The sequence below is a fragment of the Dactylosporangium salmoneum genome (assembly GCF_039532525.1).
GTDB lineage: Bacteria > Actinomycetota > Actinomycetes > Mycobacteriales > Micromonosporaceae > Dactylosporangium > Dactylosporangium salmoneum.
On record NZ_BAAARV010000130.1, the window covers coordinates 1 to 17,509 of the forward strand.

The window sequence follows — 17,509 nt, forward strand, 5'->3', positions numbered from 1 at the left end:
TCAGTGCGCGGGCAGGCCTGGGCCGGTAGGCGCCGGGCCCGCCGCGCCCGTCAGTGCGCGGGCAGCTCCACCGGTGCCGGCGGGCAGCCCTCGCGCAGGACGAGCCGGAGCAGGGCGGCCAGGTGCACGGGGTAGACCGTCTCCGTCGTGGCCGTCAGCTCGGCGTACGTCCACCAGTGGTGACCCAGGTTGTACCGGCGCTCGATCTCGTCCAGTGCGCCGGTGTCGACCTCGTGGGCCTCGACCCGGCAGAGGAAGAAGTCGTCGTGGACCAGATCGGCGCGCAGCCGCCAGGACGAGCGGGCCAGCGGCCGCAGCTCGTCCGGGCCGATGACGAGGCCGGTCTCCTCGCGCAGCTCGCGGGCGGCGGCCTGGACCGGCGATTCCCCCTGCTCGATCCCGCCGCCCGGCGTGAACCACTCGTGCCCCGCGGAGGGCCGCCAGGGATCGACGGCGGTCCTGATCAACAATACCCGGTCATTGGCATCGACCAGTACCACTCGCCCCGTTTTCCGGGAATAACCGCTCACGTCACCGCCATGATGAGAATGTTTTTCGTTTCCGGTCGATCTCGCGTGATGTTGCCGTGTCTCGACGCTTCGGACGGCGCGCGATAGCGTCGCGCCATGCCATCCGTCGAGGCCTTCGGAATGGAGCTCAGGCGGCGCCGGCTGCATTCGGGCCTTTCGCTTCGCGCGCTCGCCCGGATCGTCCATTTCGACCCTTCGCACCTGAGCCGGGTCGAGAACGGCGAGCGGCACGCCGGCGCCGAGCTGGCCAGGCTCTGCGACGCGGCCCTGGGCGCGGGCGGCGCCCTGGAGATGCTGGCGGACGATTCCGGGCTTCTGGGCGGGGCCGAGCCCGAATACCAGCACCCGTTCGGCACTGCCCAATTCGACGCCGCGGCGCAATACCGGATCGACGGTGAAGTGCGCTGGGAAGCCCTGCGCGCATTGTTCCGGCGAATGCGCGAGGCGGGCCGTCAGATCGCGCCGGCCATGGTCATTCCGGCAATCGCGGCGCAGGCGAGAACGGTGTCGTCGCTCGCCGCCGTCGCCGGCCCGGCCGACCGGCACGAGGCCTTGCGGCTCGCCGCCCACCACGCCGAGTACATCGGCTGGATGCTGCAGGAGCAGGGCGACGTGGCGGGCGCCCTGGAGTGGACCGCCCGCGCGGTGGAGCTGGACGCCCGCGGCGGCGGCCTCGACATGGCGGCGTATGCCCTGGTCCGGCGGGCCGAGCTGGCGCTGTACCAGGCGCGGCCCGACCGGGCGCTCGCTCTCGTGGCGCAGGCGCGGGAGACCGGCGGGGCGAGCCGGCGCATCCACGCGATGGCGGCCCAGCGGGAGGCGCAGGCGTTCGCGCTCGCCGGCGACCGGGCGGGGTGCGAGGCCGCGCTCGCCCGGTCCGAGGAGTGCTGGGCGAGCGGGACCGGCCGGCAGGATCGGCTGGACCTGTTCGGCTCGTCGTCCATCGGCGACCCCAACGCGATGGCCGCCGCCTGGTGCGAGCTCGATCTCGGCCGTCCCGACGACGCGGCGGAGCAGACCGTGGCGGTGCTCGCGACGGTGCCGGACGCCTCGCACCGGATCCGGGCGCTGCTGTCCGCCCGGCTGGCGGTGGCGCTCGCCCTGGCCGGGGCGCTGCAGTCGTCGTGCGACCTCGCCGAGCAGGTCATCCCCGATTCGCGGTCGCTGCAGTCCGCGACGACGATGCACCAGCTGGCCCGGCTGTCCGGCGTGCTCGGGCGCTGGCCGCGCAACCGCCGTGCGCAACAGGTCCGGGCCGACCTGCACTGGCTGCTCCATCCGCGGCGATAGTCGTCGGTTCAGTGGTTCTTCTTCGAGGCCGGCGCCTTGCTGGGCTTGGCCGGGCTCGGTATGGGGCTCGGCGCCGGGCTCACGGACGGCGTCGGGTCGGCCTCCGGCATCAGGTCGCCGACGACCGTCGTCGCCTGCTGCCACCAGGCGGGCAGCGGCCGGGTGCATCCGGCGGCCGGATCCGGGCAGCTGCTGAAGTTGCCCGACAGCACGATGGCGACCAGCGCGATCAGGATCATCCAGTTGCGGGGCCGGCGCTCCCGGAAGAAGCCGGCCAGCCCGGCGGCGCTCACCCTGCGGCCCGCGAGCACGACCTGCTCCACCGCCTCCCCATAGGTGAAGGCGATCCCCCACGGAGCGCGTCCGGCCCGGCGTACCAGCACGGTGACCAGGTACTCCGGCAACAGCAGCAGCAGGCCGCCCAGGATCGCCAGTCCGCTGCCGAGCGGGCGCAGGACCCGGTCGACGACCGGCAGGAGCTGCACCACCGCGATGAGGGTGAGCAGCAGCAGCGCGATCAGCAACGGCAGCGCGAGGAAGTTCTGCCACTGCGCGGAGGGCACCCACGACACCAGCCAGTGGGCCGCGGCCAGCCCTGCCTCAGGCATCCGCGGTTCCAGTCGGCTCCGGACTCGCGTCCCCATGGGCGTCCGTGCTGGTGATCTCGGCGGGCTTCTTCGCGGCGAGCGCGTCCATCCCGACCTCGACCGTGGTGTTGAGCGAGAAGACGCCGGCGCTGGGACGGGACATCATGCCCGCCACCACCCGGATGAGGTCCTGGCTCACGCCTTCGAGGTCCGCGCCGATGATCAGGTTCTTGTCGATCATGTCGGCCAGGATCTTCGCCTGGCGCTCCTCGGCGATCGCCTTGTTGTTGACGATCATCTGGACGATCTCCTTGGTGTCGTCCGGATGCCGGCCTAGGTGCAGGGCCAGCACGGCGGCATCGCCCCGCTCCATCGCGTCCAGGAACCGCTTCGTCCGGGCCGCCTCCCGCTCGTCCTGGCGCTGCTCCTCCTCACGTTGCCAGGCGATCTGCTGCTCCCGTTCGCGCCGATCGAACGCCGCCTTCCACTCCATCTCGCTGCGGCGCACCGCCTCCGCGTGCTGCTCGCGCCGGACCTGCTGCTCGCGCTCGAACTCCTCCTCCAGGCGCTTCGCCTCGAGATCGAACTGCTGCTTGAGCTTGTCGCGCTCGATCTCCTGCGACGCCCTCATCCGGGCGATCTCGTCCTGGTGGCGCTGCTGGGTGGTGTCGTGGACGTGCTGCGCGTTCAGGACCGCGGTCTTGCCCTCGACGTCGCGGATGTTCGCCAGCTGCGTCCGGCCGGCCTCGTCCAGGCTCACCTCCGGGGACACCGACTCGATCCACAGGCAGCTCTTGACGGCCCGCACGCCCGGCTCGGTCAGGCTCTGCCGGATGCTCTGCTCGAAGGCGAGGGTCTGGTCGATGCCGAACCGGCGGCCGAGCTCCTTGAGCCGGTCACGGACCACCGCCGAGACGAGCGAGGACCCGTCGTCCAGGCCCACGCGGGCGACCTCGGCGGCGTCGCTGACCTGCCAGCGGATTTCCAGACGGACGTGGAAGTCGTACTTCTCGTCCCGCGTCTTCACCGGCATGTCGATGGGGGTGACCTTCGCCGTCATGTCGATCTCGTACTGCACCGAGTGCGGGGCGAACATGCGCTCGCCCACGGTGCGCTGACCGGTGATCGCCTCGAACCGGCCACCGGCCGTCTCGACCACCAGCTGGACCCCGGCCCGGGCCGGGGTGCTGGTGCCGAAGCGGAACCGGTGGAGCGGAACCTTCGAGAGAATGAGTCCCACGGGCCTACCTTCCGTCACGTGCGGGCTTGTCGGGCAAGGCCGCGAGAACCGCTTCCGCCGTCCTGGGGGCCGTGGCGTCGGTCCCGGCCCGCCAGTCGCGCGCCTGCTGGTACACGACGCCCCGGGCCCGGGTGTTGTCTCGCGTCGCCGAGGCGAGCAGGCGGGCGAGCGTGTCCCGCCCGCGGCCGTCGGGTTCGACGGTCTCGGCCCAGCTCTCGAGGACGCCGACCGCGGCGGTGTGCGAGATCGGATGCACGAGCGCGGTCGCCCAGAGCCCGCCGACCACCTCCGCGATGTCGCCGTTGCGGTCGGCGAGCCAGAGCAGGCCGTGCCAGGCGGTCGCCTCCGCCCGGTCGTCGACGGGCTTCACCAGCTTGGCGTCCACGGCGACGGTGAGGAACGCGAAGTACGCGGCGTACAGGCGGGAGCGCTGGTCCTCGGCCCGCTCCTGCGGCGTGCTGTCGCGACGGGCCCGGGCCGAGCCGTTCGGCGGGTCCAGCACCGGGCTCGTCATCCAGTACCGCAGCTGGCGCAGGATCGTCAGCACCGACTTGTCGTCGGCCTGGACGATCAGCGACGTGATGCTGTTGGCGACGACCTGCACGAGGTGGTCGGGCCCGGTGACCAGGTGCGCGAACGCGTCCAGCGCCTCCTCGAGATCCGCGAGCCCGATGCACCCGTACGCGCGCGCGGCCGTGTTGCGCACGTTCGGCTTGGATACGTCGAGGTGCCACTCGTAGACCATCAGCCGGGTGGCGCCGCTCACCGCCGCGTCGCCGGCCGGCGCCATCAGCGCGGTCGCCGCGGCGTGGCGGTCGACGGCGTTGGGACTCAGCGCCCATGGGTGGATGACGTACCGGCGCACGTAGTCGAACGCCTGCACGGCGAAGACGCCGACCGCGTTCGCGGCCCCCTGCCGGACCGCGACGACCGGGTGCCGGGCGAGCGCCCGCAGCCACTGCAGCAGCGCCTCCCGCGTCTGCGGGTACTCCGTCCAGACCCGGTGCAGGATGCGCCACGACAGGCTCTGGTCGATGAAGCCCACGATCTCCATGGGGGTGATGCCGTACCGGGTCGGGACGGGCCGGCAGCTCACCCGCGCGAGCACCGCGTCCAGGCGGGAGGAGCGCAGGGTCTTGAACGGATCCGGCGGCGGCGTCCCCGGCTCCCGCGCGACCGGCGGCGTCAGGGTTCGCTCCAGCTCGGCGGCCGCGTCGGAGACGATCTCGTACGAGTAGCCGGGCAGCGTCGCCAGCGAGATCGCGAAGCACCGGTTGCCGTAGTCCAGGTCGTCGAACCACGCCTCGAACTTGGCGTCGGCGACGCGGTTGAGCCGGTCGCGGATCCGTTCCAGGTCGAAGTCGTCGGCCCGCTCCGCATCGGCGAGCACCCGGGCGAACGCGGCCGCGCGGGAGGCCCGGTCCTCCCGGTCGGCCCACTCCGCGACCATGCCGATGACCGACTCGTGCCCCACGATCTCGTCGGCCCGCCGGCTGCCGGTCTCCTGGTGCCGCAGCCGGTGGCGCAGATGGGCGGCGAGCACGTCCAGGGCGGTGGGCCCATCGGGCAGCGTGGCGGTGTACTCCCGCTCCAGCAGGCCGGCCGGGATGCGGACCGCGGGATCCACGGTGAGGATGAGCCGGCCGTCGCGCGCCCCGAGTTCCTCGCACAGGCGCGCGACGTCGAACTCGGTCAGCTCCTCGACGACCGTCCGGGTCGCGTTGCGCAACAGGTAGCCCACCCGCGGCTCCAGCCGGTCGGCGGAGATCCGGCGCAGCGCCGCGTCCGGGGCGAGTTCCCTGACGTCCGCGACACCCTCGTCGAGCAGCAGCCGGATCGCCGCGGTCCCGCCGCCCCGGCCGCCGGCCACCCGCAGGATCAGCAGATGCTGCCGTACCGACAGCTGGTCGAACCCCTTCGGCGCGACGAACGCGTGCCGCACCTCCTCGAGGGTCTGCCGGCTCACGGTCAGCGGCGCCGGCTCCCGCTCGCGGGCCGCGCCGCCGAGGAAGTAGGTGTGGCTGATCTTGTCGCCGAGAATGGCGTCCCGTTCGGCGCTGACCTCGCCGATCCGGGTGCCGCCGGTCATGATGCCCGGCTCGCCGAACGGCTCGTTGTCGTCCCCTCCGGCCTCCCCCCGCAGGCCGCGCACGAGTGCTTCGGAGAGTTGCTGGTCGCTCGGGGCGTCGCCGGGTTCCTCGCTCACGCGCCGCGCTCACGGTTGGTGATCCGGTCGCCGAAGATCACGTCGCGACCGGCCTTCACCGTGCGCACCCGGTGTCCGGGCTCCGCGGCTCGCGGCTCGCGCTTTTCCGTGGCGGCGGCTCGCGGCTCGCGCTTTTCCGTGGCGGCGGCCCGCGGCTCGCGCTTTTCCGTGGCGGCGGGCCGCGGCGACAGCGCCGACAGCGCGGGAAGGGCGGCCAGCCGGTCGACGAGCCGTGCCATGTCCGGCTCCGGGTCGCGCGCCCGGATCTGCGCGAACTGATAGCCGGCCAGCGGCCGCAGCGCCGGTGGGAGGTCGCCGGAGCGCGGTAGCGGGGTGTCGCCGATGAGGACCGGCACGACGTCGAGGTCCAGCGACAGCGCCTCGGCGATCTCACGGTGCACGAAGTCGTCCGGATCGTCGATCAGCCGGCCGGCGCCGGTCGACTCGGTCAGCCAGTGCGGGCCGATGACGACCAGCACGAGGTCGCTGGACCGCAGGCGCTTCCACAGCGTGGCCTCGAAGGTCTTGCCCAGTGGCAGGCTCCGGTTGTCCCGGAATACCGCATCCGGCCCGAACCGCTCGACGAGCTTGTCGTCGAGCACGGCCGCGCCGAGGGCAGCATCGGTCGTCCGGTAGTTGATGAATATCCCACCCATAGGTCGGCCAGTATGGGCAGTGGACAGCATGATCGGCGGGTGTTGACCGTTGCTGATCATCCGAGGCCGTGCGGCGGGCCGCTCGCCGGCTGCCGTCCGGCAGTGGGCGGGCAGGAGGCCGCGCGGCGGGCCGCCCGCCGGCTGCCGTCCGGCAGTGCGCGAGTGGTAGCTGCGGTGTCAGCCGACGCGGGCCGGGATCTGGCCGTCGCCGGCGGTGGCCGGGATCCCGGCCGGGCGGGTGCGCAGCGCCCGCCAGCCGACGACGGCGCCGATCAGCGCGCAGACCGCTCTTCTCAACGGTGAGCGGGTCAGGCGTCAGCGGCGGCGCGCGCGGTGCCGCGCATCAGGAGCAGCCCGTAGATCAGCAGCACGGTGTCGCCGCCGACCATCGCGGTCCAGTGGGCCCAGGCCGGGAGCGCGTCGACGCGCAGCAGCAGGTCGGTGAGGAAGTGCAGGACCATCAGCGGCCACACGCTCCCGGTGCGCAGCCGCAGCGCCGCGTAGCCGACGCCGAAGCAGAAGGTGCCGACGGCCTGGGCCACGGTGATGGCCGGCGCCTGCCCGAAGAGCATGTTCGGCAGGTGCGCCACGGCGAACAGCGCCGAGGAGATCAGGACCGCCGGCCACGCCCCGGCCGGGCGCAGCGTGCCGAGGATGGCCCCGCGGAACAGGGCCTCCTCGACGAAGCCGGTGGCGGCGTACCCGACTACGAGCACGGCGAGCAGGCCGGCGCCGGGCAGGTGGACGCCGCCGGCCAGCGGCACCAGCGCGATCACCGCGGGCAGCCACAGCAGCCGGGGTTCCCGCACGGCGGCGGTGAAGCCGGCGGTGCGCCATCCGTTGGTGGCGGCCAGCAGCGCGGTCACCGCGGCGGCCAGCAGCAGTACGACGGCCAGGCGGGTGGCCCACGACGACGCGCCCGGGAACAGCGCGGCCGCGGCGAGCGCCCCGGCGACGGTGAGGACGATGTCGGCGGCACCGAGGGCGATGGCGACGCGGCGCGCCGAGGCGGCGGAGCGTGAGGGGGCGGAAAGCAGGGTCACGGGATGCTCCTCGGAAAGCTCAGGCCACGGCCGGGACGGTGCGGCGGGCGGCCCGCGCGGTCAGCAGGCCGGAGACGGCGACCCGGGCCACGACCATGCAGAGGGCCATGAGGACGAACGCCGCAGTCCAGGCATCGGCGCCGGTGATCTGGTGCGCCATCGAGAAGCGGCCGATCGCGGCGGGGAACCAGTGCTCGGCGCCGTAGGCGAACAGCACCCGGCCGCCGATCACGACGACCCACAGGACGGCGTACGCGACGCCGGCCCGCATGACGAGGCGGCCCGCGGCGTCCCGGTCCACCCGCACCAGCGCGGCGGCGAGCAGGCCCAGCAGCGCGCCGGCGGCCGCGCCGGCGACCTCGAGGCCGACGTCGTTGCCGGCGGTGGGCAGGTCGCGCAGGAAGACGACGCCGGCGATCGCGACCAGCAGCAGCGGTAGCGTGAACCGGGAACGGGTGACGGTCCTCGTGCCCAGGTTGGACCACAGGACAAAGGCCAGCAGGCCGGCGTTGAGCAGGTACTGGGTGGTGCTCATCGGATACCTCCGGAACGCGTCGATCGGGTCGGCGTCGACGCTATGAGCGACGCGGGCGCCAACCATCGGCGCGCGAGTTGATGTCGGCGGCGGGTGATCTCCACCCGTGGGTGGAGATCACCGCGGCGCGGTCAACCCGCGCGTCGATGCCGCCGGCCGGGCGCGCTGCCTACCGTCGGGGGCCTGGGGCGCGACCCGCTGGTTAGGGTCGTTGCCTTGCCGTTCGAACGTCCGGCGACATCGGCCGAGGAGGACCCCCATGACCGCCGAACCACGCGTGGCCCTGCCCGCCCGATGAAGGCCCACCCGGAAGGCGCCCGCGACGGCGGGCCGTCGGTGGCGGCGTCGCACCTGCATCGCCTGGTCCGCCTGGCCGCCTGGATCACCACGGGCGCGGTGGCGATCGCCACGGTGGCCGCCGGGCTGCCCGCCGGTTCGGCGGCGGCCGCGGCCACCGTCGCGCTCACCGTGGCCGGCCTGGCCCTGTGGTGCCTCGCGCTGGTGCGCCGGGGAGCCCCGGTGCCGGTGCTGACCGCCGCCATGGCCGGCACCGGGCTCGCCGGGGCGGCGCTCGACGCCCTGCGACCCCCGGGCCCGGGCATCGTGATGATCTGCATGGCGATGGCCGGCCTCGGCTTCGGCCTGCCGAGGCGGCCGGGCCTGGCCGCCGCCGCGGTGATCCTCGTGGCCGCCGGGTGGGCCGAGGCCCGCGGCAGCGCCAATCCGGTGGGCGCGGTGCTCGGCGTGGCCGCGGCGGCCGGCTTCATGTACCTGGCGGCGGCGTTCGCCGCGGTGTCCCGGGACGCGCACAGCCACTCCCAGGCCCTGCTGGAGCAGGAGGCCGCCACCCGGGCCGCGCGGGAGGAGGCCGCCGTCCTGGGCGAGCGCGGCCGGCTGGCCCGCGAGCTGCACGACGTGCTGGCACACACTCTGTCCGGGCTGGCGGTCCAGCTGGAGGGCGCGCGGCTGCTGGCCGAGCGCACCGGCGCCGACCCGCGCCTGGCCGAGCAGGTGACCAACGCGCAGCGGCTGGCCCGCGACGGCATGGTCAACGCCAAGCGGGCGGTGGCCGCCCTGCGCGGTGAGGCGCTGCCCGGCCCCGCTCAGCTGCCCGCCCTGATCGAGCAGACCCGGCTGTCCGGCCTGCCGGTGACGCTGGCCGTCGCCGGCGAGCCCCGGCCGCTGCCGAGCGAGTCCGGCCTCGCCGTGTACCGCGCCGTGCAGGAGGCGCTCACCAACGCGGCCAAACACGCCGGGCGCGGCGCCGCCGTGGCCGTCGCGCTCACCTGGGCCGACGGCACCCTCACCGCCCAGGTCACCGACTCCGGCGGCGACCGGGTGGTCCCCGGCCTGCCCTCCGGCGGCTACGGCCTGGCCGGCCTGGCGGAGCGCGCCGCGCTCGCCGGTGGCCGGCTCGACGCCGGCCCGACCGCCGACGGCTGGCAGGTCACGCTCACCATGCCCATTCCCACGACGCCGATCCCCGCCGCGCCGGATCCGGCCCGCGCACACACGCAGGAGGCACATTCATGACGTCCCAGCCGCCGATCCGGGTCCTCATCGCCGACGACCAGAAGGTCGTGCGGGACGGGCTGGCCATGCTGCTCGGCCTGCTCGACGGGATCGAGGTCGTCGGTACCGCGGTCGACGGCGCCGACGCCGTCCGCCAGGCGCTCGCCGCGGAGCCGGACATCGTGCTGATGGACCTGAACATGCCCGCCGTCGACGGCGTCGAGGCGACCCGGCAGCTCGCCGAGCGCGGCTGCCGGGCCCGGGTGGTCGTGCTGACCACGTACTCCGACGACGACTGGGTGTTCCGCGCGCTGCAGGCCGGCGCCCGCGGCTTCCTGACCAAGGACGCCGGCGCCGACGTGATCCAGCAGGCGATCACCACCGTGGCCGCCGGTCAGGCCCAGCTCGACCCGTCCGTGCAGCGGCGGCTGCTGGAGGCGCTGGCCGCCGGGGCGAAGCTGGGCGTGGCCGAACCGAGCCAGCCCGCCGCCGTCGACGACGGCCTGACCTCCCGCGAGGTGGAGGTGCTCGTCGAGATCGCGGAGGGCCACAGCAACGCGGAGATCGCGACGCGGCTGTTCGTCTCGGAGGCGACCGTGAAGACCCACATCAACCATCTGCTGGCCAAGACCGGCTGCCGGGACCGGGCCGCACTCGTCGGCTACGCCTACCGCACGGGCCGCGTCACCGTCTGAGCGCTGTTGAGGGCCGCCCGGCACTGCCGGGCGGCCCCACAGGACCCACAGGAAGGGTTCGGTCAGCCGATGTGGACCGGGACGTGGTCCTCGGCGCCGGCCGCGGTGCGGTCCTTGGTGTTGCGGACCAGCACGATGACCCCGAGGGTGGCGACGGCGAGCAGGACGGCGCTGGCGGTGAAGGCCACGTTGTAGCCGTGGATGGCCGCGTGGGCCTGCATCAGCTGGGCGCCCGCCTGGCCGCCGCGGGCCGCCTCGGCCACGTGGCCGGTCACGTAGCCGGTGACGGCGGTGGTGAAGATGGTGTTGAGCAGCGCGGTGCCCAGGGAACCGCCGACCTGCTGGGTGGTGTTGACCATGGCGCTGGCGACGCCCGCGTCGTGGTTGGCCACGCCGGACAGGGCGAGGCTGCTCATCGGGACGAAGACCAGGCCCATGCCGAAGCTCATCGCGATGAACGACGGCAGGATGCCGACCGCGTACGACGAGTCGAGGTCCAGCCGCGTCAGCCAGACCATCGCCGCGGTGGCGAGCACGCCGCCGATCGACATCAGGACCTTCGGGCCGGTGCGGGGCAGCAGGCGGGAGGCCACGATCGCGGCGGCGATGATGCCGCCCGAGAACGGCATGTAGGCCACGCCGCTCTTCATGGCCGACCAGCCCATGGTCTGCTGCAGGTAGAACGTCATGAACAGGAACATGCCGAGCATGCCCGCGCCCAGCAGGATCGAGACCAGGTAGGACGCGCCGCGGTTGCGGTCGAACAGCACGCGCAGCGGCAGCAGCGGGTGGGCGGTGCGCGCCTCCCAGACCAGGAACGCGGCCAGCAGGACCACCGCGGAGGCCAGCCAGCTGAGGGTGACCGCCGAGCTCCAGCCGTCGGTCGCGGCCTTGGTGAAGCCGTACACCAGGGCCACCTGGCCCGCCGTAACCAGCACCGCGCCCGGGATGTCGTAGCGGGTGTCGCCCTGCGCCTTGCTCTCCCGCACCAGCGGCACGGCCGCGGCGAAGGCGAGGATGGCGATCGGGATGTTCACCAGCAGGCACCAGCGCCAGTCCGCGTACTCGGTCAGCACGCCGCCGGCCAGCAGACCGATGGCCGCGCCGCCGCCGGAGATGCCGCCGAACACGCCGAAGGCCTTGGCCCGCTCCTTGGCCTCGGTGAAGGTCACCGTGATGAGGGAGAGGGCGGCCGGGGCGAGCAGCGCGCCGAAGACGCCCTGCAGTGCGCGGGCGGCGAACAGGGTCTCGGCGTTGACCGCGGCGCCGCCCAGCGCCGAGGCGCCGGCGAAGCCCAGCAGGCCGATGAGGAACATGCGCTTGCGGCCGGCGAAGTCGGCGAGCCGCCCGCCGAACAGCAGCAGGCCGCCGAAGGTCAGCGTGTAGGCGGTGACGATCCACTGCCGGTCGGCGGTGGAGATGTCCAGCGCCTTCTGGGCCGACGGCAGCGCGATGTTCACGATGGTGGCGTCGAGCACCACCATGAGCTGCGCGACCGCGATGACCGCGAGGGCGAGCCAGCGCCTCGGATCAGGTGGGACCAAAGATGATGATTTAACGGATATGTCCGGTGCAACGACAGCGTCGTTCGCCATGTAGCCAGCCTCCAGGGCGCAAGGGGAACTCTCCGTCCGCACACTACGGACGGGGTACGACACTTTCTCTGACTCGCGGTGGAGCGAGGAGGTAACAGACCTAGCGCTGGTCCTGCCTGAGCATCGGCAGCACGACGCCGTCCACGAGCCGTGTGACGAAGGCCTCGTCGAGCGGCCCGCTCTGCCACATCCGGCGGCTCGTGACCATCGCGTGCACCACCTCGTGCAGCAGGTCGGCACGGGTGCCTGCGGGCAACTCGCCGCGCTGCACGGCGCGGGCGAGCATCGACTCGTACATGCTGTGCTTGGTCTCGTAGGCGCAGCGGTACATGCACTCCGCCAGTTCGGCGTTGTGCGTGGCCGCGGTGAGCAGCCCGGTGAAGACCGCGCCGTCCTCGCCGCTGGCCGCGGCGCACACGGTGCTGAGCTGCGCGTAGAGGTCCCCGCGGAGCGAGCCGGTGTCCGGGGGCTCCATTGCCCCGCCGTACCGGTGCTCGATCGCGTCCATGACCAGCTCGGGCTTGCTGGGCCAGCCCCGGTAGATGGTCGCCTTGCTGGCGCGGGCCCGCGCCGCCACGGCGTCCATCGTCATCCGGTCGTAGCCCACCTCGCCGAGCAGTTCGAACACGGCGTCACAGATCGCCGCGCGGCGGTCCGATCTGGTCGTCGTGGCCGACATGGCGACCTCCTCCGCGATAGGTGTACGGAACCGTTCCGTCTCGAAACTAGCGCGGCCCGCGGCGCGAAACGAAACGGTTCCGTACACCTGTTGTGTGAGGGTGGCCACATCGTAAGTTTCATTGCCATGAACACCCGTTACCCAGGTGGAACGCCTGTGGCGCATGAGGTTCCTTGACGCTGTTGATCCTCACCTCGCACGGTGACCGGGCCAGTACGCCAGCACACCCGTCGAGTTGAGGAGCAAGGATGAGGCGGAAACTCGCCATCGTCTCGATCGCCGCCGTCGCGGCAACAGGCGGCGCCATAGCCGTCATGCAACCGGCGCTCGCCGCCACCGGCTGTAGCGTGAACTACACGGTCACGAACCAGTGGCCGGGCGGATTCGGCGCGAACGTCGAGATCACCAACACCGGCGACGCGCTCACGAGCTGGAACCTGGGCTGGGACTTCGTCGCCGGCCAGGGCATCCAGCAGATGTGGCAGGCCGTGCCGACCGTCTCCGGTCTGCACGTCACCGCCAAGAACGAGAGCTACAACGGCGCGGTCCCGGCCGGTGGCAAGGTCGCGTTCGGGTTCAACGGCTCGTGGACCACCGCCAACCCGGTCCCGAGCGCGTTCACCCTCAACGGCGCCGCCTGCAACGGCGGCACCACCACCAACCAGGCGCCGACGGTGAGCATCACCAGCCCGGCCGCGAACGCTTCGTTCTCGGCCCCGGCCACGGTGAACATCGCCGCCAACGCCGCGGACGCCGACGGCTCGGTGGCCAAGGTCGAGTTCTACAACGGCTCGACGCTGCTGGGCACCGCCACCACGGCGCCGTACACGTTCTCCTGGTCGGGCGTCGCCGCGGGCAGCTACTCGCTGACCGCGAAGGCGTACGACAACGCCGGGCTGTCCACCGCCAGCACCGCGGTGCCGATCACGGTCACCGCCGGCGGCGGCAACGGCGCGCCGAGCGTCGCGCTGACCAGCCCGACCGCGGGCTCCAGCTTCACCGCCCCGGCCACGATCGCGCTCGCCGCCACCGCTTCGGACTCCGACGGTACGGTGACCAAGGTCGACTTCTACAACGGCACCACGCTGCTGGGCACGGACACCACCGCGCCGTACACGTTCTCGTGGACGAACGTCGCGGCCGGCACCTACACCCTCAGCGCCAAGGCGACCGACAACTCCGGCAACACGACCTCGACCAGCGGCACCACGGTCACGGTCACCACCGGCGGCACCAACCCGGGCCACGTCGACAACCCGTACGTCGGGGCCAAGGGCTACGTGAACGCCGACTGGGCGGCGAAGGCCGCCGCCGAGCCGGGCGGCAGCCGGGTGTCGAACACCTCGACCGCCGTCTGGATCGACCGGATCGCCGCGATCGCGGGCACCACCAGCGCCAAGGGCATCCGGGCCCACCTCGACGCCGCGCTCGCCCAGGCGGCCGGGGGCACCCCGGTGGTCATCCAGTTCGTCGTCTACGACCTGCCGAACCGCGACTGCGCGGCGCTGGCGTCCAACGGTGAGCTGAAGATCTCGGAGAACGGCCTCGCGCGGTACAAGACCGAGTTCATCGACCCGATCGCCGCGATCCAGACCGACCCGAAGTACGACAGCCTGCGCATCGTGAACGTGGTCGAGGACGACTCGCTGCCGAACCTGGTCACCAACCTGAACATCGCGGCGTGCGCCGAGGCCAACACCAGCGGCGCGTACGTGCAGGGTGTCCAGTACGCCCTGAACAAGCTGCACAAGGGCAACATCTACAACTACCTCGACATCGGCCACCACGCGTGGCTCGGCTGGGACTCGAACTTCGGCCCCGCCGTCACGCTGCTGACCAACGCCGTCAAGGGCACCACGGCCGGCTTCGCGAGCGTCGACGGCTTCATCAGCAACACCGCCAACTACTCGGCCCTGACCGAGCCGAACTTCACCATCAACACCCAGGTCGGCGGCCAGTCGATCCGGCAGTCCAAGTGGGTCGACTGGAACATGTACGTCGACGAGCTGAGCTTCACCCAGGCGTTCCGCAACGCGCTCGTCACCGCGGGCTTCCCGTCGACGCTGGGCATGCTCATCGACACCTCGCGCAACGGCTGGGGCGGTACGGCCCGGCCGGCCGGCCCGAGCACGTCGACCGACGTGAACACCTTCGTCAACAACAGCCGCATCGACCGGCGCATCCACGCCGGTAACTGGTGCAACCAGAGCGGTGCCGGCCTCGGCGAGCGTCCGCGGGCCACCCCGGCCACGGGCATCGACGCGTACGTCTGGATCAAGCCCCCGGGCGAGTCCGACGGCGCGAGCCAGCTGGTCGCGAACGACCAGGGCAAGGGCTTCGACCGGATGTGCGACCCGACGTACACCGGCAACGGCCTCAACGGCAACAACCTGACCGGGGCGCTGCCGAACTCGCCGCTGGCGGGCGCGTGGTTCTCCTCGCAGTTCCAGCAGCTCATGACCAACGCCTACCCGGCGCTGTCGTAATGCGCTGTTAGAAGTTGCACTTGAAGGAGCGGGTCCCGGCTGTACTGCCGGGGCCCGCTCCCGCTTATGTTCGATGGCATGACAGAGCTGTCGACCGAGCGGCGCATGTGGTCGCTCTTCGAGCCCGTGCACGCGGTCAGCTACTTCGCCCCGGCCACCCGCCAGGCGTTCGAGGAGGCCGGCCTCCGGGGGTACTGGCGGGGGTACTTCGCCAGCCGCACCGCCCCCATGGGCGCCGTGAGCGCCGGCCCCGTCATCGGCGCCTTCTACGGCTTCGCGCCCGGCATGGTGCACCGCGCCCTGCCCGACGTCTGGACCCGGATCACCCCGCAGGCCGCCCTGGACGCCCGCCGCGTCGGCGCCGGCCACGCCCTCGCCGGGGCCGTCGCCGGCCTGGACGGCATCGAGGAGCTGGCCGGGCTGCTGCGCGAGGCCGCCTCCGCCGCGCCGTGCCACGGCCGGGTGCTCGGCGCGGCCAACGCCGCCCTGCCGTGGCCCGAGGACCCGCTCGAGGTCGTCTGGCACGCCGCGACCCTGCTGCGCGAGCACCGCGGCGACGGGCACCTCGCCGCCCTGCTGGTCGAGGGCCTGGACGGCTGCGAGTCGATGGTCTGGCGGATCGCGGTCAACGGCGGCGCCGGGCGCGAGATGGCCCAGCCGGCCCGCGGCTGGACCGACGAGGAGTGGGACGCCGCCCGCGACCGGCTGCACCAGCGCGGCTACCTCGACGGCGAGGGCGCGGCCACCGAGAGGAGCTTCTCGGCGTACCGCACCATCGAGGAACTGACGGACCGGCTCGCCGCCGGCCCGTGGGAGGCGCTCGGACCCGAGGCGACGCAGCGCTGCGAGCGGCTGCTCACCCCGCTGGCCACCCGGGTCCTGGCGGAACTTCCCGACTACCCGGTCTGGATCCGGCTCCCCGCGCCGGCTACGCCAGCTCCGGGTGCTTCTTGAGGTAGGCGGCGATGAAGGGGCACTGGGCCACGACCTGCAGGCCCCGGTCCTTCGCGAGGGTCAGCGCGCCGCCGGCCAGCCGGCTGCCGACGCCCTTCCCCTCGTACTGCGGCTCGACCTCGGTGTGGGTGAACACGATCCGCTCCGGCGCGCCGGCGTCGGCGGGGTGCAGGCGGTAGTACGCCGCCCCCGCCCGCTCGCCGTCGACCCGGATCTCGAACCGCTGCTCCCCGGCGTTGTCAACGACCTCGAAGTCCACTCAGGACGCCTCTCCCCGAACGTCCGCGTGCGCCGCGGGGATGCTGCCGAGCCGGCCGGCCTGGTAGTCCTCGAACGCCTGCATGACCTCGGCCTTGGTGTTCATGACGAACGGACCATACGCCGCGACGGGCTCGCGGATCGGCCGTCCGCCGAGGAACAGCACCTCCATCGAGGGGTGCCGCGGGTCCTGCTGGGCGTCGGCGGTCACGGTGATGCTGTCGCCCTCGCCGAACACGGCCAGCTGCCCGCTGTCCAGCGGCCGCCCCTTCGCCCCGACGGTGCCCTTGCCGGCCAGCACGTACGCCAGCGCGTTGAAGTCCTTGCGCCAGGGCAGCGTCAGCGAGGCGCCGGGGGAGACGGTGGCGTGCACGAGGGTGATCGGCGTGTAGGTGACGCCCGGCCCGGCGTGCCCGTCGAGCTCACCCGCGATGACCCGCAGCAGGGCGCCGCCGTCCGGCGAGGTCAGCAGCGACACCTGCCCGCCGCGGATGTCCTGGTAGCGCGGCTGGGCGAACTTGTCGGCCCGCGGCAGGTTCACCCACAGCTGGATACCGTGGAACAGCCCGCCGCTGACCACCAGGTGCTCCGGCGGGGTCTCGATGTGCAAAATCCCTTGTCCAGCGGTCATCCACTGCGTGTCACCGTTCGTGATCACTCCGCCACCACCGTTGGAGTCGTGGTGGACGAACTCGCCGTCGATGATGTACGTGACGGTCTCGAACCCGCGGTGCGGGTGCCACGGCGTGCCCTTGGGCTCACCCGGCGCGTACTCCACCTCGCCCATCTGGTCCATGTGGATGAACGGGTCGAGGGCCCGCAGGTCGACCCCGGCGAACGCGCGCCGGACCGGGAACCCCTCGCCTTCGAAGCCCTTCGGCGCGGTGGTCACGGACACCACGGGCCGCGGCCGCGCCGCGACGGGGTCGGGCGTGGCGACACGCGGGAGGGCAAGAACGTTGTCGACGGAAATCGCGGGCATGGGACGCCTCCACTACTGCGGTTGCGGCTGTTGACGCCTGCCACAACAGTACTTGCGGGCCAAGTATTCCGCAAGTCAACAATCACCGATCCTGCTCAACCGCCGCGCCGGTGGCGCGCCGCGCCGGCTGGGCCGACGCCGGTCCTGCTCAACCGCCGCGCCGGCTGGGCCGACGCCGGTCCTGCTCAACCGCCGCGCCGGCTGGGCCGACGCCGGTCCTGCTCAACCGCCGCGCCGGCTGGGCCGACGCCGGTCCTGCTC

16 protein-coding genes are annotated in these 17,509 nt (G+C 72.8%); 5 read left to right on the top strand and 11 right to left on the bottom strand.

Features of this window, described 5'->3' with window-relative positions:
• Window positions 1–50 precede the first annotated feature (50 nt).
• The gene (locus tag ABD352_RS52915) at window positions 51–530 is read right to left on the bottom strand and encodes an NUDIX hydrolase (RefSeq protein ID WP_344620278.1); all 480 of its coding nucleotides are present in this window, start codon (window positions 528–530) and stop codon (window positions 51–53) included.
• Between the two features lie 96 nt (window positions 531–626).
• On the opposite strand from ABD352_RS52915, the gene ABD352_RS52920 reads away from it, so the two are divergent.
• Window positions 627–1,820: an NsdA family TPR-like regulatory protein gene (locus ABD352_RS52920; protein WP_344620279.1), complete on the top strand. Its 1,194-nt coding sequence runs from the start codon at window positions 627–629 to the stop codon at window positions 1,818–1,820.
• An 8-nt stretch (window positions 1,821–1,828) separates the two neighbouring features.
• On the opposite strand, the gene ABD352_RS52925 is transcribed toward ABD352_RS52920, so the two are convergent.
• The 6 genes from ABD352_RS52925 to ABD352_RS52950 all read right to left on the bottom strand — a co-directional run bounded on the left by ABD352_RS52925 (window position 1,829) and on the right by ABD352_RS52950 (window position 8,087).
• Window positions 1,829–2,428: a hypothetical protein gene (locus ABD352_RS52925; protein WP_344620280.1), complete on the bottom strand. Its 600-nt coding sequence runs from the start codon at window positions 2,426–2,428 to the stop codon at window positions 1,829–1,831.
• Window positions 2,421–3,647 (bottom strand): hypothetical protein, encoded by a 1,227-nt coding sequence (locus ABD352_RS52930; RefSeq protein WP_344620281.1) that lies wholly within the window; start codon window positions 3,645–3,647, stop codon window positions 2,421–2,423. Before ABD352_RS52930 ends, ABD352_RS52925 begins: the two co-directional genes overlap by 8 nt.
• 4 nt (window positions 3,648–3,651) lie before the next feature.
• Window positions 3,652–5,853, bottom strand: a complete 2,202-nt coding sequence (locus tag ABD352_RS52935; protein ID WP_344620282.1) for a hypothetical protein — start codon at window positions 5,851–5,853, stop codon at window positions 3,652–3,654.
• On the bottom strand, window positions 5,850–6,509 hold the full coding sequence (locus ABD352_RS52940) for a toll/interleukin-1 receptor domain-containing protein (RefSeq protein WP_344620283.1): 660 nt from the start codon (window positions 6,507–6,509) through the stop codon (window positions 5,850–5,852). Before ABD352_RS52940 ends, ABD352_RS52935 begins: the two co-directional genes overlap by 4 nt.
• 308 nt (window positions 6,510–6,817) lie before the next feature.
• Window positions 6,818–7,552 (bottom strand): CPBP family intramembrane glutamic endopeptidase, encoded by a 735-nt coding sequence (locus ABD352_RS52945; RefSeq protein WP_344620284.1) that lies wholly within the window; start codon window positions 7,550–7,552, stop codon window positions 6,818–6,820.
• Between the two features lie 19 nt (window positions 7,553–7,571).
• A complete protein-coding gene (locus tag ABD352_RS52950; protein ID WP_344620285.1) occupies window positions 7,572–8,087 on the bottom strand; it encodes a CcdC protein domain-containing protein in 516 nt (171 codons plus the stop codon).
• A 216-nt stretch (window positions 8,088–8,303) separates the two neighbouring features.
• Here ABD352_RS52950 and ABD352_RS52955 point away from each other — a divergent pair, with 216 nt between their 5' ends.
• Entirely contained in the window at window positions 8,304–9,620 is a 1,317-nt protein-coding gene (locus tag ABD352_RS52955) for a sensor histidine kinase (protein WP_344620286.1), read from the top strand.
• Window positions 9,617–10,294 carry a response regulator gene (locus ABD352_RS52960; RefSeq protein ID WP_344620287.1) on the top strand — a complete coding sequence of 226 codons (678 nt, stop codon included), beginning with the start codon at window positions 9,617–9,619 and terminating at the stop codon, window positions 10,292–10,294. The genes ABD352_RS52955 and ABD352_RS52960 overlap by 4 nt, the downstream gene beginning before the upstream one ends.
• Window positions 10,295–10,356: 62 nt before the next feature.
• Here the strand turns inward: ABD352_RS52960 and ABD352_RS52965 are convergent, their stop codons facing one another.
• Entirely contained in the window at window positions 10,357–11,838 is a 1,482-nt protein-coding gene (locus tag ABD352_RS52965; protein ID WP_344620288.1) for a DHA2 family efflux MFS transporter permease subunit, read from the bottom strand.
• Between the two features lie 151 nt (window positions 11,839–11,989).
• Window positions 11,990–12,568, bottom strand: a complete 579-nt coding sequence (locus tag ABD352_RS52970; RefSeq protein WP_344620289.1) for a TetR/AcrR family transcriptional regulator — start codon at window positions 12,566–12,568, stop codon at window positions 11,990–11,992.
• A gap of 248 nt (window positions 12,569–12,816) precedes the next feature.
• Between ABD352_RS52970 and ABD352_RS52975 the strand changes: the two genes are divergently transcribed.
• Both ABD352_RS52975 and ABD352_RS52980 read left to right on the top strand, forming a co-directional pair.
• Window positions 12,817–15,054 carry a glycoside hydrolase family 6 protein gene (locus tag ABD352_RS52975; RefSeq protein ID WP_344620290.1) on the top strand — a complete coding sequence of 746 codons (2,238 nt, stop codon included), beginning with the start codon at window positions 12,817–12,819 and terminating at the stop codon, window positions 15,052–15,054.
• A 78-nt stretch (window positions 15,055–15,132) separates the two neighbouring features.
• Window positions 15,133–16,008, top strand: a complete 876-nt coding sequence (locus ABD352_RS52980; protein ID WP_344620291.1) for an SCO6745 family protein — start codon at window positions 15,133–15,135, stop codon at window positions 16,006–16,008.
• Here the strand turns inward: ABD352_RS52980 and ABD352_RS52985 are convergent.
• Window positions 15,983–16,267 (bottom strand): GNAT family N-acetyltransferase, encoded by a 285-nt coding sequence (locus ABD352_RS52985; RefSeq protein WP_344620292.1) that lies wholly within the window; start codon window positions 16,265–16,267, stop codon window positions 15,983–15,985. The two genes, ABD352_RS52980 and ABD352_RS52985, sit on opposite strands and share 26 nt — an antisense overlap.
• Complete coding sequence (locus ABD352_RS52990; protein WP_344620293.1) at window positions 16,268–17,248, bottom strand: pirin family protein; 981 nt, start codon at window positions 17,246–17,248, stop codon at window positions 16,268–16,270.
• Window positions 17,249–17,509: the final 261 nt, after the last annotated feature.